This window comes from Sphingomonas sp., from assembly GCF_032114135.1.
Lineage (GTDB): Bacteria > Pseudomonadota > Alphaproteobacteria > Sphingomonadales > Sphingomonadaceae > Sphingomonas.
This window is the reverse complement of sequence record NZ_DAMCTA010000001.1, coordinates 2,279,700-2,296,315: the sequence shown is the minus strand read 5'-3', so window position 1 is coordinate 2,296,315 and position 16,616 is coordinate 2,279,700. Positions and strand designations below refer to the sequence as shown.

The window sequence follows — 16,616 nt, the reverse complement described above, 5'->3', positions numbered from 1 at the left end:
AAACGGCAGAGGCAGGGGACTATGACCACCGTGACCCCCGAACTCCGCGCAGCCGCGCTCGTCTCCAAGGCTTGGCCCTATGAAGAGGCGCGCAAGCTGCTCAAACGCTACCCCCAGATCGCATCGGGTGGCGCGCCGGAGAAAGGCCATGTGCTGTTCGAGACCGGCTATGGTCCCTCGGGCCTGCCGCATATCGGCACGTTCAACGAAGTGCTGCGCACCACCATGGTCCGCCGCGCCTTCGCGAGCCTGTGTGACGTCCCCACCCGCCTGATCGCGTTCAGCGACGACATGGACGGCCTGCGCAAGGTGCCGGACAATGTGCCGAACCAAGAAATGCTGCGCGAACATCTTGGCAAGCCGCTTACCCAAGTGCCCGATCCGTTCGAAACACATGAAAGTTTCGCGCACCACAACAATGCACGGCTGCGCGAATTCCTCGACCAGTTCGGCTTCGAATACGAGTTCGCCTCCTCGACCGACTATTATACCGGCGGCCGCTTCGACGACGCGCTCAAGAAGGTGCTGCGCCACTATCAGGGCATCATGGACGTGATGCTGCCGACGCTTCGCGCTGAGCGCCAGGCGACCTATTCGCCCGTTCTGCCGATCAGCCCGACCTCCGGCATCGTGCTGCAGGTACCGGTCGAGGTCGTGGATGCCGAAGCGGGTCTGATCGCGTTCGAGGACGAGGGTCAGCGGATCGTCCAGAGCGTACTGGGCGGTAAGGCCAAGCTCCAGTGGAAGGTCGATTGGGCGATGCGCTGGGTCGCGCTCGACGTCGATTACGAGATGGCGGGCAAGGACCTGATCGACTCGGTCACCCAGTCGGGCAAGATCGCCCGCGTACTCGGCGGCCGCTCGCCCGAGGGCTTCAACTACGAGATGTTCCTCGACGAGAAGGGCGAGAAGATCTCCAAGTCCAAGGGCAACGGCCTCAGCCTCGAGCAATGGCTGACCTATGGCCCCGAGGAGAGCATCGCCTTCTACGCTTATCGCGAGCCGAAGAAGGCCAAGCAGCTGCACCTCGGCGTGATCCCGCGCGCGATCGACGAATATTGGCAGTTCCGCGGCAATTATGCGGGGCAGGCGGTCGAGCAGCGGCTCGGCAACCCGGTCCATCACATCCACAATGGCGAGCCGCCGGCGGAGACGCTGCCGGTCACCTTCGGGCTGCTGCTCAACCTGGTCGGGGTGATGGGCGAGGCGACCAAGGAACAGGTCTGGGGCTATCTTGCGAACTATGTCCCGGACGCGAACCCGGAAACCTATCCGGCGCTCGACCGTCTGATCGGCTATGCGCTTGCCTATGCCCGCGACTTCGTCGCCCCGACGCTCAAGAAGCGGGCGCCGGCGGGCGTCGAGATCGACGCGCTCAAGCGGCTCGATGCCGAACTCGCTGCCCTACCCGCCGACGCGACTGCCGAGGCGATTCAGGACCAGGTCTACGAGATCGGCAAGACCGGCGGCTTCGAGAATCTGCGCGACTGGTTCAAGGCGCTGTACGAGACGCTGCTCGGCTCCGAACAGGGGCCGCGCATGGGCAGCTTCATCGCGCTGTACGGCATCGCGAATAGCCGCAAGCTGATCGCGGAAGCGCTGGCGAAGGTGGCGTAAGGCGTATCGCCGTCTCCTCCCGCGCTCGGGGGAGGAGACGGCTACTGACAAGGGAGAAAACCATGCGACGCCGAATCCGCCATATCCGCTCGGCGACGCGGGCCTTCCTCCATGGTGAGGCGGCGGGGGGCATCTTCCTGATCGCCGCCGCCGCGCTGGCGATGCTCGCGGCGAACCTGCCGGGCATCTCCGAAACCTATTTCCACACCCTGCACCTGCAGACCGGCCCGGTGATCGCACCGCTCCACGGCCCGATGACGGTGCATTTGTGGATCAACGACGGGCTGATGGCAGTGTTCTTCCTGCTCGTCGGGCTCGAGATCAAGCGCGAGTTCGTCGACGGACGGCTGGCGAGCTGGGACCGCCGCCGCCTGCCGGTGATTGCCGCCGCCGCGGGGATGGCGCTTCCCGCGCTCGTCTATCTGCTGATCGCCGGGCGCACCCCGGGCGTCACCAGCGGCTGGGCGATTCCGGCCGCGACCGACATCGCCTTCGCGATTGGCGTGCTGGCGATCCTCGGCAGCCGCGCGCCCGCCGCGCTCAAGCTGTTCCTGACGACGGTGGCGATCGTCGACGACATGGGCGCGGTGGCGATCATCGCGGTCGCGTATACCGCGCATATCGACCTATTGGCGCTGGGCGGCGCTGCCGTGGTGCTGGGCATCATGATCGCCTGCAACCGCTTCGGCGTGCGCCATCTCGCCGTCTATCTGACGCTGGCGGTGGTGCTGTGGGTGCTGGTGTTCCAGTCGGGCGTGCATGCCACCATCGCGGGCGTTGCCGCGGCGATGACCATCCCGCTGGTCAAGTCCCCCGCCGCACCCGACGCCGCCGACTCCCCGCTCCACCGGCTGGAGCATGCGCTGCACCCCTGGTCGGCGTTCCTGATCGTGCCGCTGTTCGGCTTCGCCAATGCCGGGGTCTCGTTCGAAGGCCTATCCCCGGCGATCCTGCTTGAGCCGCTGCCGCTTGGCATCGCCGCAGGCCTGTTCCTCGGCAAGCAACTCGGCATCTTCGGCAGCATCTGGCTGGCGGTGAAGACCGGCATCGCCAAGCGCCCCGGCAATGCCGGCTGGCGGCAAATTTACGGCGTGTCGCTGCTCGCGGGCATCGGCTTCACGATGAGCCTGTTCATCGGCGGCCTCGCCTTCCCCGGCAACGAACTGCTGGTCGACGAGGTGAAGATCGGCGTGCTGCTCGGCTCGATCGTGTCGGCGGTGGCGGGTTACGCGGTCCTGCGGTCCGCCAGCACCGCCACGCCCAGGATCGCCAACCCGCCCAGCGCGAGCAGCGCGCCGACCCAGCCGGTCGACGTCCAGCCGTAACCCGCGGCGATCGCGAGGCCACCCAGCCAGGGGCCGAGCGCATTGGCGGTGTTGAACGCCGAGTGGTTGAGCGCGGCAGCCAGCGCCTGCGCCTCGCCCGCCACGTCCATCAGCCGGGTCTGCAGCACCGGCCCCAGCGCGCCGGCAAAGCCGATCGCGAACACGTCCAGCGCCACCAGCGGCAACGAATGCGCCGCCAGCGGATAGAGCGACAGCGCGATGGCGCTGGCGACCAGCAGCGCCGCGCCGGTCGGCATCAGCGCGCGATCGGCGAAGCGCGGCACGACAAGGTTGCCCGCGATCATCCCCATGCCGAAGACTGCCAGCACCAGGGGCACGCCCCAGGGCGGGGTGCCGGTGACGTGCATCAGCGTCGAGGCGACATAGGTGTAGACGCAGAACAGCCCGCCAAAGCCGATCGCGCTCACCCCCAGGGTGAGCCAGACCTGGCCGTTCGCCAGCGCACGCAACTCGCGCAAGGGGCTCGCGCCGTGCTGGGGACGGTCCTCAGGGGCCAGCCACAGCACCAGCAATACGGTGATCAGCGCCAGCACCGCGACAATCGCGAAGCCCCAGCGCCAGCCCACCGCCTGGCCCAGCCAGTTGGCGGCCGGCACGCCGAGCACGGTGGCGACCGAGAGGCCGAGCATGATTCGTCCCACCGCCTGCGAGCGCTGGTCGTTCGGCACTAGCGAGGCTGCGACCAGCGAGGCGATCCCGAAATAGGCGCCGTGCGGAAGCCCGCTGAGGAATCGGAACAGCAGCATCCAGTGATAGGTCGGCGCCAGCGCGCTCAGCGCGTTGAACAGCGCGAAGCTCGCCATCAGCGCGATCAGCAGTGTCCGCCGGGACCATTTCGCCGCCGCCACGGCGAGCAGGGGTGCGCCCACCACCACGCCCAGCGCATAGGCGCTGATCACATGGCCCGCGGTCGGCTCGTCGATGCCGAGGCCCTTGGAGAAATAGGGCACGAGGCTCATCGTCGCGAATTCGGTGGTGCCGATCGCGAACCCGCCCATGGCGAGCGCGAAATGGACCAGGCCCGGCGAGCGGGCGGCGGAGCGTTGAACAGGCGCGTGCACATGTCGCAAATGGGTTTGCTGCAGTGCAGCGTCAAATAGAAATACGTATGCCGACAAATGCTTTGCGCGCAATCAAGGTGCGTGCTCGATCCGCGCCGTCCAGCCGCGCCGACGCAGGACCAGCCGGTAATAGAGGGCAGAGAGCAGCATCTGCGCGCCCGTGGCGATCAGCGCGGGCCGGCCCTCATCAGGGTCCAGCGCATTGAGCCACGCGACGGCGGCCAGCACCAGCAGCGTGGCGATGGCGGGCAGGGGGTGGAGCGGCATGCGGTAGGGCGCGTGGCCGGTGGTGCCGCGACGCCGGCCGACAAGGGTGGCCAGCGCCAGCCCTGCATAGATCGCGATCAGGCCCGTGCCGCTCAGCAGCAGGAGCAACCGGAGCGGCAGGAAACAGGCGGCGATGCCGATCGCGCCGGAGGCCAGCGTCGCGCGCGCCGGCGAACCGAAGCGCGGGTGGATCGCGGCCAGCCAGGCGTCCAGCGGCCGCCCCCAGCTTCCGTCGCGCGCGGTGGCATAGAAGAACCGCCCATTGGCGAGGATGCAGGCGATCACCGCATTGACGATGGCGACGACGATGCCGATCGCGACCCACAGGTTGAGCGAAGCCCCGCCGCGCATCCGCACGAAGCTACCGAACGGATCCTCGGCGGACATGAAGGCGGGGAGGTCGGGCGCGGCGACCAGTGCGGCGACGATCGGCACGGCTTCGAGCAACAGGGCGCCGACGAGGGCCAGCAGGATCGCGCGGGCGATGCGTTGCGGCGCTCCGTGCATCTCTTCGCCGAAATAGACGGCCGCGCCATAGCCGTTGAGCGCGAAGATCGCGACCGAGGTGGCGAGGCCGATATTCGCCGCAGTGGCGGGGTGTAGCGCGCCACCGACCGGCGCAACCGGGTGCAGCAGCAGTGGCAGGAGGTCGCGAACCGGCGCGGCCAGTCCCAGCGCCAGGATCACCAGAACCGCGGCCACCTCGGCGGCGAGGAAGGCGCCGGTCAGCAGCGCGTTGAATCGGATGTTGAGGATGCCGACGAGCGTCGAGGCCAGCAGCACCGCGATCGCCACCGGCACCGGGGGAAGGCCAGGCAGCACGGTCGAGGCGACAGAGGCGATCCCCAGCGCCGCCACCGGCGGAAAGAGCAGGTTATTGCAGGCATTGACGCCCAGCATCATGAATCCGGCGGCCGGCCCCAAGGTCCGTCCCACCATGACATATTCGCCGCCCGCTACCGGAAAGGCCGAGGAAAGCTCGGCATAGATCAGCGCGGTGGCGAGACAAACCACGCCAGCGATCGCCAGTGCCAGCAACGTGCCTGTACCGGCGATCTGCAGGCAGCCCGGCACGATGACGAACAGCGACGATGCCGGGGTGGTGATCGACAGGGTTAGGAACAGCACGCCGGCAGTCCCCAGCCTGCGCTCCAGTCGTGGGTTCGTCGTCGGCATCGTCCCCCCAAAGGTGCAGCGCAGCGTGGGGGAGCACTGCACTTGCGTCAATCACGCCGGCTTGCCCTGTCTGCGCGATTCGCTAGGTTGCCCGCGTGGCTTCTCCCACCCCTTCGGCCGGCGACGGCGCACGCGCCCGTCTCGTCGAGGCGCTCGCCGCCGTCGCGGGCGGCGACCGCAAGGCGCTCAAAACCGTCTATGATCTAACGTCGGCGAAGCTGATGGGCGTTTGCCTGCGTATCTGCCAGGACCGCGAGGCCGCAGAGGATGTGATGCAGGACGTGTATATGAAGGTGTGGGACAGGGCAGGGCGCTTCGACGCGTCGCGCGCCAGCCCGATCACCTGGCTGTGCACGATCGCCCGCAACACCGCGATCGACTGGCGCCGCGCGCGCGGGCTGGGCGAGACCGCCCCGGTCGAGGCCGCGCTGGCGCTGCCCGACGGTCGCCCCTCTGCCGAGGCGCTGCTCGAAGCCGGTGAAACGCAGGCGCGGATTTTCGATTGCCTCGAGGCGCTGGAGGAAAAACCACGCGGGGCGATTCGCGCCGCCTTCTTCCAGGGCCGCACCTATCCCGAACTCGCCGCCGCCGCCGCGGTGCCGCTGGGCACGATGAAGAGCTGGATCCGGCGCGGGCTGATCCAATTGCGGGGGTGCCTCGGCGATGGCTGAGCCGCTGCGCCCCGAAGAGGAAGATATCGCGCTTGCCGCCGAGCTGGCGCTGAACCTGCTGGAAGGCGACGATCTCGCCGCCGCGCGTCGCCGGCAGCTGGCGGATCCCGCCTTCGCGGCAGCCGTCGAACGCTGGGTGCTCGATTTCGCGCCGCTGGCGCTGGGCGGGGCCGACGGGGCCGTCCCGGCCGGACTGTGGCAGCGGATCGAGGCGCGGTTGCCGGGCGAGGATCACGCCATTGTCCTCGCGCTGCGACGGTGGCGTGCGATCGCCATCGCCACGAGCGCGGTCGCCGCGGTGCTGCTCGCGATCCTGCTGCTGCGTCCGGTACCGCAGCCGGTGGTGCTGCCCCCGCCGCCGGTCGTCGTCGCGCAGATCACCGGCACCGCAGGCGCGGCGTTGACGGCGCGCTATGATGCCGAGCAGGGTACGCTCCACGTTCGTACCGAGGCGCTGCCGGCCAGCCGCCGTGCGCCCGAGCTATGGGTGATTCCGGCAGGCGGCAAGCCGGTGTCGCTCGGACTGGCTGCACCCCGGGGTAGCCGCGACCTGGCCGTGGCGCCGGCTACCCGTACGCTGCTGGCCGAGGGCGCGACGCTTGCAGTGACGCTGGAAGACGCCGCTACCGCGCCGCATGCCGCGCCGACCAGCACGCCGGTCGCCGCAGGAAAAATCACCATTCTTTAAGATTGGCTGCATCCGGGGCAGCGCACGCCCCGTAGCTCCGGCGCATCTCCGCAAAGAGGGGTGCGTAGCAAGAGGAAGCCAGAAGATGCGCAAGACCCGTCTCGCCTCGGTCACCGGACTTGTCGGTGCCGCGCTGCTCGCCACCGGCGCGGTTGCCGCCGTCCAGAAATTCCCGATGGTTGGCGGTGCCGCGATGTATCCGACCAAGAACATCGTCCAGAATGCGGTGAACTCCAAGGACCACACCACGCTGGTCGCCGCCGTGAAGGCCGCCGGGCTGGTCGACACGCTGTCGGGCCCGGGTCCGTTCACCGTCTTCGCGCCGACCAACGCCGCCTTTGCCAAGCTCCCCGCCGGCACCGTCGACACGCTGGTGAAGCCCGAGAACAAGGCGACGCTGACCAAGATCCTCACCTACCATGTCGTCGCCGGCAAGATGAGCGCGGCGCAGATCGCGGCCAATGCCAAGGCGCATGGTGGCAAGGCCAAGCTCACGACTGTGCAGGGTGAGCCGATCACCATCATGAAGGGCCCGAGCGGCGGCTGGATGATCCAGGATGCCAAGGGTGGCAAGGCCAAGATCACCATTGCCGACGTCAACCAGTCGAACGGCGTGATCCACGTGATCGACAGCGTCCTCATGCCCTGAGGCTGTCGAGGGGTCTCGCGCGCTCCCCCCTTTGGGCGAGGCCCCGGCCCGCCGGCGACCCTCCTTGCCGGCGGGCCTACCCGTTTACAGACCGAGCCATTCCAGCGGCGAAGGCAGGTCGAAGGTCGTGTAGTCCACCTGCAGCACGCGGCGATGGCCGGACGCACTGCTCGTGGCCGACGCATGGAGGATGGGCGTGTGATAGGCCCAGATATCGCCTGACTCGGCGACGCACGTCACGGTGCCGCATGCCGCGACCGCCTTCGCGATTTCCGCTTCCGGCACGCGCCCGAGCCGATGTGAACCGGGGGCGACAAGGAGCGGCGCGTTATCCTCCAGCACCGGATCGAGATGAATCCGCACCGTCACCATGGAGTCGAGGACAGCGAAGGGCGGCTCGACATGGAGCAGGCCCTGCTTGGTCGACCACGGGCCATAGCCGGGAATATCCGCGCGTGCACGGACGGCGATGGTGCGATCCTGATGCCAGCCCAGCGCCCAGTTGTTCGCCGGGCTCTTGTCGAACCAGATCGCGCGCACGGGCCGCGCTGCGGGGCCCAAATGTTCAGCGGCGGCCGCGCCCAACGCATCGGATGTGAGCAGTTCGGCGACACCATTTACGCCATGCAGCCGCAGCCCGGCCCTGTCTGCCGGCAGGGCCTCCGCCAGCGCCCATAGTCGGTCAAGAAAAGGGGCGGCCGCACCGGCAAGGTGCGCCGCCCCATCGCGTTCGAAATCGAGCGTCACGCCTGGCTCAGAGCTTTTCGGTCAGCTCCGGCACCAGCGTGAACAGGTCGCCGACGAGGCCGATGTCCGCCACCTGGAAGATGGGGGCGTCCTCGTCCTTGTTGATCGCGACGATCGTCTTCGAATCCTTCATGCCGGCGAGGTGCTGGATCGCGCCCGAGATGCCGACCGCGACATACACCATCGGCGCGACGATCTTGCCGGTCTGGCCGACCTGATAGTCGTTCGGCGCATAGCCTGCGTCCACCGCCGCGCGGCTGGCGCCGACCGCGGCACCCAGCTTGTCGGCCAGCGGGTCGATCAGCGCGTGGAACTGCTCCTGCGAGCCCAGCGCGCGACCGCCCGAGACGATGATCTTGGCGCTGGTCAGCTCCGGACGCTCCGACGTCGCAATCTCCGAGCCGGCAAAGGTCGAGAGACCCGTGTCGCCGGCTGCCGCAACGGCTTCCACCGTGCCGCTGCCGCCGGCCGCGGCCGCCTTGTCGAACGCGGTGCCGCGCACGGTGATCACCAGCTTCTTGTCGCTGGTCTGCACCGTGGCGATCGCGTTGCCGGCATAGATCGGCCGCGTGAAGGTGTCCGGACCCTCGACCGAGAGGATGTCCGACAGCTGCATCACGTCGAGCGCGGCGGCGACGCGCGGCGCCACGTTCTTGCCCGTGGTGGTTGCCGGGAACAGCACCGCGTCGTGGTCGCCCATCAGCTGAACGACCAGCGGCGCGACATTCTCGGCGAGAAAATGCTCATAGGCCGCATCGTCGGCAACATGGACCTTGCCCACGCCGGCGATCTGCGCCGCCGCCTCGGCCACCGCCGAGACGCCCTTGCCGGCGACGAGCAGATGGACTTCGCCCAGCTTTGCCGCCGCGGTGACGGTGGAGAGCGTCGCGTCCTTGACGCTCTGATTGTCGTGTTCGACCCAAACCAGCGTCTTCATCACGCGACTCCCATGCCCTTGAGCTTCTCGACCAGTTCGTCGACCGAACCCACCTTGATGCCCGCCTGGCGCTTGGCCGGCTCCACGACCTTCAGGGTCTTGAGGCGCGGGGTGACGTCGACGCCGTAATCGGCGACGGTCTTCTTCGCGACCGGCTTGGTCTTCGCCTTCATGATATTCGGCAGCGTCGCATAGCGCGGCTCGTTGAGGCGGAGATCGGTGGTGACGATCGCCGGCAGCTTGAGGTCGACGGTCTCGAGACCGCCGTCGATTTCGCGGGTAACCTTCACGCGCTCGCCGTCGATCTCGACCTTGGAGGCGAAGGTGCCCTGCGCCCAGCCGAGCAGCGCGGCGAGCATCTGCCCGGTCTGGTTCGAATCGTCGTCGATCGCCTGCTTGCCGAGGATGATCAGCCCGGGCTGTTCCTCTTCGGCGACCTTGGCGAGCAGCTTGGCGACCGCCAGAGGCTCCACCTCGTCGTCGGTCTGGATCAGGATGCCGCGATCGGCACCCATGGCGCGTGCGGTGAGCAGCACATCGGTCTCCGCCTTGGCGACGCCGATGGTGACGACGACGATCTCAGTCGCCGCGCCCTTCTCCTTCAGCCGCACCGCTTCCTCGATCGCGATCTCGTCGAAGGGGTTCATGCTCATCTTGACGTTCGCCAGATCGACGCCCGTCCCGTCCGCTTTCACGCGGGGCTTCACGTTGTAATCAAGCACGCGCTTGACCGGTACCAGGACCTTCATTCGCATCCTTCCTGTCTGCCAGGGTTTCTCCCCGGACAATTGGGTTACGTTTACGCGAACGTCAACCGCTCGCAAGCGATTCGGCGTACGCCTGCATCAGCGTGCCGAAGGATTCCGAAGGCGGAAATTTTGGATAGCTGTACGAAGCGCCCGTCGCGGCCCAGGGCAGCGCCTCCTCGGTCCACGTCTCGAAGAGGGGCGGGGCGGACATCGGCGCATCGAGCATCGTCGCGCGGATGTTCACAAAGGCATCGAGGCCCTCGGGCCGCGTGAACAGCCAGCTCTTGCAATGGTCGCAGTGGAAATGCCGGCTGGCGCCGTGGAGGCCGCCGATCACCGGCGCGCCTTCGATCACCGCGAAGCGTTCCGCCGGGTAGAGGCCGCTCAGCGAATAGGCGCTGGCGGTCATGCGCTGGCAGCCGGTGCAGTGGCAGGCCATGGTGACGAGCGCATCGCCCGTCACCCGGAACCGCACACGGCCGCAGCGGCAGCCGCCTTCGACCGTCTTCACAGCCGAGGCGGCCGCGTCGCTCACGCCGCGTTCTTGACCTCCGCCACGATCTTCTGGGCGGCATCGCCCAGATCGTTGGCGGCGACGATCGGCAGACCCGAATTGGCCAGGATGTCCTTGCCCTGCTGCACGTTGGTGCCCTCGAGGCGGACGACCAGCGGCACCGCAAGGTTCACTTCCTTGGCAGCCGCAACGATACCCTCTGCGATGATGTCGCAGCGCATGATGCCGCCGAAGATGTTGACCAGGATGCCCTTCACCGCCGGATCGCTCAGGATGATCTTGAACGCCGCGGTGACCTTCTCCTTGTTCGCGCCGCCGCCGACGTCGAGGAAGTTGGCCGGGAACATGCCGTTCAGCTTGATGATGTCCATCGTGGCCATCGCCAGGCCGGCGCCGTTGACCATGCAGCCGATGTCGCCGTCGAGCTTGATATAGGCGAGGTCGTACTTCGACGCCTCGAGCTCCATCGGATCCTCTTCGGTCTCGTCGCGCAGTTCCATCAGGTCCTTGTGGCGGAACAGCGAGTTCGAATCGAAGCCGACCTTGGCGTCGAGCACCATCAGCTTGTTGTCGTCGGTGACGGCGAGCGGGTTGATCTCGATCTGCGAAGCGTCGGTGCCGAGGAAGGTGTCGTACACCTTGCCGGCCAGGCTCTGCGCCTGCTTGGCGAGATCGCCCTCGAGGCCCAGTGCCTTGGCGACGGCGCGGCCGTGGTGCGGCATGTAGCCGGTCGCGGGATCAACGTCGAAGGTGTGGATCTTGTCCGGCGTGTCGTGCGCGACGGTCTCGATGTCCATGCCGCCTTCGGTCGAGACGACGAACGCGACTCGGCCGGTGGCGCGATCGACCAGCAGCGCGAGGTAGAATTCCTTGGCGATGTCGACGCCGTCGGTCACGTACAGGCGGTTGACCTGCTTGCCGGCTTCACCGGTCTGGATCGTCACCAGCGTGTTGCCGAGCATCTCGGTCGCGGCGTGACGGACTTCGTCCTCGGTCTTGGCGAGGCGGACGCCGCCCTTGGCTTCGGCCGGCAGCTCCTTGAACTTGCCCTTGCCGCGGCCGCCGGCATGGATCTGCGCCTTCACGACATAAAGCGGCCCAGGCAGCTTCTTCGAGGCTTCGACGGCCTCTTCGACGCTCATCGCGGCAAAGCCGGCCGGCACGGGCACGCCGTACTTCGCGAGCAGTTCCTTGGCCTGATATTCGTGGATGTTCATGGGAGCAGTCCGCCTTTTCAAGGGAACGGGGAAAGGATCGCGCCCGCCTAAGCACAGCGCGCGCGTGAAATCCACCCTTTTAGGGATTATTGCGATTGCGAATTGGTTGCAACATGGGGCGTTATCCGGATGGAGCGCGAAGCCATAGGCGCGGCGGGCTTACCATCTCGTGAAGCGGGGAGGGGGGATTCACCCTCCACATCATACCATCGTCATTCCCGCGAAGGGGGAATCCATTTGCCAGGATGCTGGGGCAAAGAACCGCGGCTTCAGCACCAACGGATCCCCGCCTTCGCGGGGATGACGGTTGGTGGTGGGGTATCGCGGTGCAATCTACGCGCGGGCGTCTTCCGCCGCGTACCAAAACAGCCCCTCCCGCTCGGCAAAGCGGGAGGGGAACACGCCTCAAGCCTCGGTGCGGGCCTTTACGATCTTGCCAGGCTTCGCGGGCGGTTCGCCCTTGGGCAGCGCGTCGACATGGTCCATGCCCTCGATCACTTCGCCCCAGACGGTGTACTGGCCGTCAAGGAAGGTTGCGTCGTCGAGGCAGATGAAGAACTGCGAATTGGCGCTGTTCGGGTTATTCGTGCGCGCCATCGAGCAGATGCCGCGGACGTGCGGCTCCTTTGAGAATTCCTGCGCCAGGTCGGGCTTTTCCGAACCGCCCATGCCGGTGCCCGAGGGATCGCCGCCCTGCGCCATGAAGCCGTTGATCACGCGGTGGAAGATCACGCCGTCATAGAAGCCTTCGTCGGCCAGGCCGGCGATGCGCGCGACATGGTTCGGCGCGAGATCGGGACGTAGGCGGATGCGGACGTCGCCGGTGTCGAGCGTGAGTACGAGCGTAGTGGGTTCGGCCATGGGGCACCTCTTCTCTAAAACTGCAGCGAAGCCCTAGGCGGTGCGCTGCCGACTTGCAAATCCCCGCCGAGGGTGGCAGCGCCCCCGGACAAGGCCGCAGCACGGGAGGTCGGACGGTGAGCGAGACCGAACTGCAGGAAGAGGCCGCCGCGCCCGAGAGCCAGCTCGACGAGGATGATCGGCTAAAGCCCGAATTCGTCAGCGCCGTTCTGGAAGCGGTCGACGAGGGCGATAACGAGGCCGCGCATATGCTGGTCGCGCCGCTCCACCCCGCTGACATCGCCGACCTGATCGAGCTGGTGCCGTCCGAGCGGCGCGCCGACGTGGTCACCGCGATCTCGGACCTGATCGATGGCGACGTGCTCGCCGAGATGAACGACTGGGTGCGCGAGGCGCTGGTCGATGCGCTCGAACCGCACCAGGTGGCGAACCTCGCCGCCGAGCTCGATACCGACGACGCCGTCGCGATCATCGAGGACATGGACGTCGAGGATCAGCGCGAGGTGCTCCGCGCGCTCGACCCCGACGATCGCGCCGCGATCGAAGAGGCGCTGTCCTACCCGGAGGAATCCGCCGGCCGCCTGATGCAGCGCGAGCTGATCGCGGTGCCCGAGCATTGGACCGTCGGCGACGTGCTCGACTATCTGCGCGGCAATGACGAACTGACCACCGATTTCTGGGAAATCTTCGTCGTCGATCCCTCGCACAAGCCGATCGGCACCTGCGAGCTCTCCTGGATCTTGCGCACCCCGCGCGGCATTACGATCAGCGACGTGATGAAGCGCGAGCAGACGCTGATCCCGATCGACATGGACCAGGAGGAAGTGGCGCTGCGCTTCCAGAAATACGCGCTGATCTCGGCCGCGGTGGTCGATCTCAGCGGACGGCTGGTCGGCATGATCACGGTGGACGACATCGTCCACATCATCTCGCAGGAGGCCGGCGAGGACATTCTCCGCCTGTCCGGCGCGGGCGAGGGCGACATCAACGAGCCGGTGCTGCTGACGGTCCGCACCCGGCTGACCTGGCTGTTCGTCAACCTCGGCACCGCGATGCTCGCCGCCTCCGTGGTCGGGCTGTTCCAGGGCGAGATCGCCAAGTTCGCGCTGCTCGCGGTGCTGATGCCGATCGTCTCGGGCATGGGCGGCAATGCCGGCACCCAGACGCTGGCGGTGGTGGTCCGCGCGATCGCAACCAACCAGCTGACCGAGTCGAACACCTTGCGGATGATCTGGCGCGAGCTGCGCATCGCCGCCGCCAATGGCGCGACGCTGGGGCTGGCGATCGGGGCGGGGACGATGCTGGTCTATGGTATTCCCTGGCTCGCGGTCGTCATCGCGTCGGCGATGGTGATCAACAATGTGATCGCGGGGCTGTCGGGGGTGTTGATCCCGGTGACGCTGGATCGGCTGCGCGTCGATCCCGCCGTGTCCTCGGCGGTGTTCGTCACGATGATGACCGACGTGATGGGTTTCTTCTCCTTCCTCGGCCTCGCGACGCTGGTGGGGCTGGGCGGCTGACTTGATCGCGGGGTGCCGACTGCCCAAATCGGGGGCGTGCCACTCCATCTCACCAAGGTCGCCTTCGCGTGCGACAGCGTCGATTTCCTGCAATCCCGGCTGGAGGCGCGCGCGGCCGCGGGCGGCGTCGCGTTGACCACGCGCTATTTGCCCAAGCGGCACGCGGAGATCGATGGCGGCTCGCTGTTCTGGATCCTCAAGCACCAGCTGATCGGCCGCTCCCCGATCCTCGGCTTCGGCGAGGCCGAGGGCGGCCGCACCGCGATCCTGCTCGAGCCCAAGTTGGTGCTGGTCCAGGCAAGGCCCAAGCGGGCGCACCAGGGGTGGCGCTATTTGGAAGATGCCGATGCGCCGCGCGACCTGGGCGATCTCGACGGCGGTGCGGACGAGCTGCCGCCGGCGCTGATGGGCGAGCTGGCGGGGCTGGGGTTGCTGTAATGCTTTTCTTCTTAAGCCCCTCCCCTTCAGGGGAGGGGTGGGGGTGGGGCTGTGTCTCACCGAGAACGACTTACGCTCTGGAATCCCTCCACCCCCAAACCCTCCTCCAAGGAGGAGGGGCTAAGGTTTGCTTACACCGCTTCCGCCCGTAGCGGGCGGCTGAGCAGCGCGTCGATCACCTCGGCCACAGGCGCGCCTTCGAGCAATGCATTGACCGCCAGCGTCACTGGCATCTCCACGCCCGCTTCCGCCGCGGCCTCGCGCAGCACCGGTGCGGTGAAGGCGCCCTCGGCCACGGTCTTGCGGTCCGACAGCAGCTCGGCGGCGCTGCGCCCCTGACCGAGCCCGACGCCCAGCGAGAAATTGCGCGAATTGGTCGAAGAGCAGGTCAGTACCAAATCGCCCAGCCCCGAAAGCCCGGTGAGCGTCTCTGCCTGCGCACCCCGCGCGAGGCCGAAGCGCGTCATCTCGGCAAAGCCCCGCGCGATCAGCGCCGCGCGCGCATTGAGGCCGAGCCCGGCACCCTCCACCACGCCGCAGGCGATGGCGAGCACGTTCTTCACCGCCCCTCCGATCTCCGCGCCGATCACGTCGGCCGAGGCATAGGGACGGAAGGCAGGCGCGCCGAGCCGGTCGCTCAGCCGCGCGCGAAGGTCGGCGTCCTCGCACGCCAGCGTCACCGCCGTCGGCTTCCCCGCCGCGACTTCGTGCGCGAAGGTGGGACCGGACAGCACCGCGATCGGCGCGTCCGGCGCGACGCTGCGCGCCACTTCGCCGACCAAGAGGCGGGTGCCTGCCTCGATTCCTTTGGCGCAGAGCACCAGCGGCGTTGCACCCACGGTCATCTCGGCCAGTACTGAACGAACATGCTGCGCCGGCGCCACCACCAGCAGCGCGTCGCAGCCGGCAAGGTCGCTCAGGCTACCCGTCGCGTGGATGCCCGGCGAGAGCGGCACGCCCGGCAGGAACTGTCGGTTTTCGTGGTCCGCGTTGATGCTCGCCACCACCTCGGGCTCGCGCGCCCAAAGCAACACCGCCGCGTCGCCGCGGGCCGCTACCTGCGCCAGCGCGGTGCCCCAGGCGCCGCCGCCGATCACCCCGATCTTCATGCCTTTACTCCGGCGCCACGCACCTTTTCCGCATCCGGGTCGAGCGGCCAGCGCGGCCGCGCGGGCACGTCGAGCGGGTCGGTAAGGCCCTGGGCGAAGCGCTCGGCGCCGGCCCAGGCGATCATCGCGGCATTGTCGGTGCACAACCACAAAGGCGGCGCGACGAAGGGCAGGGCGTGCTCGCCGGCGAGCGCCTCCAGCGCGGTCCGCACCGCCGTATTCGCCGCGACGCCGCCCGCGACGACCAGCGCCGTGGGCCGCGTGACCGCCAGCGCCAGCCGGGTGCGATCGACCAGGCAATCGACCACCGCCTGCTGGAACGAGGCGGCGAGATCCTCGGCGCTATAGTCGTTGACCGCGCGCGCGACCGCGCTCTTGAGGCCCGCGAAGGAGAAATGCGGCTCGCCCGAGCCGACCAGCGGACGCGGCAGCGGTACCGCCTTGGGGTTGCCACGTTCGGCGGCCTTCTCCACCGCCGGGCCGCCCGGAAAGCCGAGGCCGAGCAGCTTGGCGGTCTTGTCGAACGCCTCGCCCGCGGCGTCGTCGATCGTGGTGGCGAGCCGGCGATAGTTGTTGACGCCCTCGACCAGCAGCAGCTGGCAATGCCCGCCCGAGACGAGCAGCAGCAGATAGGGAAATTCGAGGCTCCGGTCGCCGAGCCGAGGCGAAAGGGCATGCCCCTCGAGATGGTTCACCGCCACCAGCGGCTTGCCCGCGGCGAGCGCCAGCGCCTTGCCGGTGACGAGGCCCACCATCACCCCGCCGATCAGCCCGGGCCCCGCCGTCGCGGCGATCGCGTCGACATCGGCCAGCGTCACGCCCGCCTCCTCCAGCGCCGCCTCGATCAGCGGCCCCAGCATCTCGACATGCGCGCGCGCGGCGATCTCGGGCACCACGCCGCCATAAGGCCGGTGCGCCTCTTCCTGCCGCGCCAGCTTGTGCGCGCGGATCGTGCCGTCGCTTTCCACCAGGGCCGCCGCGGTTTCGTCGCAGCTCGATTCAAGTCCGAGGATGAGTGCCATGCTTCCCATCTAAGCCGCTTGGCGGCA

Annotated in this window: 17 protein-coding genes; 7 read left to right on the top strand and 10 right to left on the bottom strand. The window is 67.9% G+C overall.

Translation table 11 applies throughout. The features are described 5' to 3' along the window. The first annotated feature begins 21 nt into the window (after nt 1–21). Nucleotides 22–1,617: a lysine--tRNA ligase gene (locus tag RT655_RS10890; RefSeq protein ID WP_313536641.1), complete on the top strand. Its 1,596-nt coding sequence runs from the start codon at nt 22–24 to the stop codon at nt 1,615–1,617. A 62-nt stretch (nt 1,618–1,679) separates the two neighbouring features. Then, entirely contained in the window at nt 1,680–2,942 is a 1,263-nt protein-coding gene (nhaA, locus tag RT655_RS10885) for a Na+/H+ antiporter NhaA (protein ID WP_313536640.1), read from the top strand. Here the strand turns inward: nhaA and RT655_RS10880 are convergent. Both RT655_RS10880 and RT655_RS10875 read right to left on the bottom strand, forming a co-directional pair. After that, entirely contained in the window at nt 2,843–3,961 is a 1,119-nt protein-coding gene (locus RT655_RS10880) for an MFS transporter (protein WP_313536950.1), read from the bottom strand. The two genes, nhaA and RT655_RS10880, sit on opposite strands and share 100 nt — an antisense overlap. Before the next feature lie 135 nt (nt 3,962–4,096). Further along, on the bottom strand, nt 4,097–5,467 hold the full coding sequence (locus RT655_RS10875; RefSeq protein WP_313536639.1) for an APC family permease: 1,371 nt from the start codon (nt 5,465–5,467) through the stop codon (nt 4,097–4,099). A gap of 95 nt (nt 5,468–5,562) precedes the next feature. Here RT655_RS10875 and RT655_RS10870 point away from each other — a divergent pair, with 95 nt between their 5' ends. The 3 genes from RT655_RS10870 (at nt 5,563) to RT655_RS10860 (ending at nt 7,475) form a co-directional block, all read left to right on the top strand. Next, the gene (locus RT655_RS10870; protein ID WP_313536638.1) at nt 5,563–6,138 is read left to right on the top strand and encodes a sigma-70 family RNA polymerase sigma factor; all 576 of its coding nucleotides are present in this window, start codon (nt 5,563–5,565) and stop codon (nt 6,136–6,138) included. After that, nucleotides 6,131–6,826 (top strand): anti-sigma factor domain-containing protein, encoded by a 696-nt coding sequence (locus RT655_RS10865; RefSeq protein WP_313536637.1) that lies wholly within the window; start codon nt 6,131–6,133, stop codon nt 6,824–6,826. The genes RT655_RS10870 and RT655_RS10865 overlap by 8 nt, the downstream gene beginning before the upstream one ends. Before the next feature lie 85 nt (nt 6,827–6,911). After that, nucleotides 6,912–7,475, top strand: a complete 564-nt coding sequence (locus tag RT655_RS10860; protein ID WP_313536636.1) for a fasciclin domain-containing protein — start codon at nt 6,912–6,914, stop codon at nt 7,473–7,475. A gap of 84 nt (nt 7,476–7,559) precedes the next feature. Here RT655_RS10860 and RT655_RS10855 read toward each other — a convergent pair whose 3' ends face one another. The 6 genes from RT655_RS10855 to RT655_RS10830 form a co-directional block, all read right to left on the bottom strand. Next, on the bottom strand, nt 7,560–8,222 hold the full coding sequence (locus tag RT655_RS10855; protein WP_313536635.1) for a phytanoyl-CoA dioxygenase family protein: 663 nt from the start codon (nt 8,220–8,222) through the stop codon (nt 7,560–7,562). Between the two features lie 7 nt (nt 8,223–8,229). After that, the gene (locus RT655_RS10850) at nt 8,230–9,159 is read right to left on the bottom strand and encodes an electron transfer flavoprotein subunit alpha/FixB family protein (protein WP_313536634.1); all 930 of its coding nucleotides are present in this window, start codon (nt 9,157–9,159) and stop codon (nt 8,230–8,232) included. Beyond that, a complete protein-coding gene (locus tag RT655_RS10845; protein ID WP_294329465.1) occupies nt 9,159–9,908 on the bottom strand; it encodes an electron transfer flavoprotein subunit beta/FixA family protein in 750 nt (249 codons plus the stop codon). The genes RT655_RS10850 and RT655_RS10845 overlap by 1 nt, the downstream gene beginning before the upstream one ends. A 61-nt stretch (nt 9,909–9,969) precedes the next feature. After that, nucleotides 9,970–10,443 (bottom strand): GFA family protein, encoded by a 474-nt coding sequence (locus RT655_RS10840; protein ID WP_313536633.1) that lies wholly within the window; start codon nt 10,441–10,443, stop codon nt 9,970–9,972. Further along, nucleotides 10,440–11,639, bottom strand: coding sequence for an ADP-forming succinate--CoA ligase subunit beta (sucC, locus tag RT655_RS10835; protein ID WP_313536632.1), 1,200 nt, complete (start codon nt 11,637–11,639; stop codon nt 10,440–10,442). Before sucC ends, RT655_RS10840 begins: the two co-directional genes overlap by 4 nt. A gap of 405 nt (nt 11,640–12,044) precedes the next feature. Continuing rightward, nucleotides 12,045–12,500, bottom strand: coding sequence for a peptidylprolyl isomerase (locus RT655_RS10830; protein ID WP_313536631.1), 456 nt, complete (start codon nt 12,498–12,500; stop codon nt 12,045–12,047). 116 nt (nt 12,501–12,616) lie between these two features. On the opposite strand from RT655_RS10830, the gene mgtE reads away from it, so the two are divergent. Next, nucleotides 12,617–14,020 carry a magnesium transporter gene (gene mgtE / locus RT655_RS10825; RefSeq protein ID WP_313536630.1) on the top strand — a complete coding sequence of 468 codons (1,404 nt, stop codon included), beginning with the start codon at nt 12,617–12,619 and terminating at the stop codon, nt 14,018–14,020. A 36-nt stretch (nt 14,021–14,056) separates the two neighbouring features. Next, on the top strand, nt 14,057–14,458 hold the full coding sequence (locus RT655_RS10820; protein WP_313536629.1) for a DUF1489 domain-containing protein: 402 nt from the start codon (nt 14,057–14,059) through the stop codon (nt 14,456–14,458). A 131-nt stretch (nt 14,459–14,589) separates the two neighbouring features. Here RT655_RS10820 and RT655_RS10815 read toward each other — a convergent pair whose 3' ends face one another. Beyond that, complete coding sequence (locus RT655_RS10815; RefSeq protein WP_313536628.1) at nt 14,590–15,567, bottom strand: NAD(P)H-dependent glycerol-3-phosphate dehydrogenase; 978 nt, start codon at nt 15,565–15,567, stop codon at nt 14,590–14,592. Then, nucleotides 15,564–16,589 carry a tRNA (adenosine(37)-N6)-threonylcarbamoyltransferase complex transferase subunit TsaD gene (gene tsaD, locus RT655_RS10810; RefSeq protein ID WP_313536627.1) on the bottom strand — a complete coding sequence of 342 codons (1,026 nt, stop codon included), beginning with the start codon at nt 16,587–16,589 and terminating at the stop codon, nt 15,564–15,566. Before tsaD ends, RT655_RS10815 begins: the two co-directional genes overlap by 4 nt. Nucleotides 16,590–16,616: the final 27 nt, after the last annotated feature.

What these genes read in the sequence shown, in the direction of transcription:
- RT655_RS10890 (WP_313536641.1), top strand. Translation starts at nt 22, where the DNA reads ATGACCACCGTGACCCCCGAACTCCGCGCAGCCGCGCTCGTCTCCAAG.
- nhaA (WP_313536640.1), top strand. Translation starts at nt 1,680, where the DNA reads ATGCGACGCCGAATCCGCCATATCCGCTCGGCGACGCGGGCCTTCCTC.
- RT655_RS10880 (WP_313536950.1), bottom strand. Translation starts at nt 3,961, where the DNA reads ATGGGCGGGTTCGCGATCGGCACCACCGAATTCGCGACGATGAGCCTC.
- RT655_RS10875 (WP_313536639.1), bottom strand. Translation starts at nt 5,467, where the DNA reads ATGCCGACGACGAACCCACGACTGGAGCGCAGGCTGGGGACTGCCGGC.
- RT655_RS10865 (WP_313536637.1), top strand. Translation starts at nt 6,131, where the DNA reads ATGGCTGAGCCGCTGCGCCCCGAAGAGGAAGATATCGCGCTTGCCGCC.
- RT655_RS10860 (WP_313536636.1), top strand. Translation starts at nt 6,912, where the DNA reads ATGCGCAAGACCCGTCTCGCCTCGGTCACCGGACTTGTCGGTGCCGCG.
- RT655_RS10850 (WP_313536634.1), bottom strand. Translation starts at nt 9,159, where the DNA reads ATGAAGACGCTGGTTTGGGTCGAACACGACAATCAGAGCGTCAAGGAC.
- RT655_RS10845 (WP_294329465.1), bottom strand. Translation starts at nt 9,908, where the DNA reads ATGAAGGTCCTGGTACCGGTCAAGCGCGTGCTTGATTACAACGTGAAG.
- sucC (WP_313536632.1), bottom strand. Translation starts at nt 11,639, where the DNA reads ATGAACATCCACGAATATCAGGCCAAGGAACTGCTCGCGAAGTACGGC.
- RT655_RS10830 (WP_313536631.1), bottom strand. Translation starts at nt 12,500, where the DNA reads ATGGCCGAACCCACTACGCTCGTACTCACGCTCGACACCGGCGACGTC.
- RT655_RS10815 (WP_313536628.1), bottom strand. Translation starts at nt 15,567, where the DNA reads ATGAAGATCGGGGTGATCGGCGGCGGCGCCTGGGGCACCGCGCTGGCG.
- tsaD (WP_313536627.1), bottom strand. Translation starts at nt 16,589, where the DNA reads ATGGCACTCATCCTCGGACTTGAATCGAGCTGCGACGAAACCGCGGCG.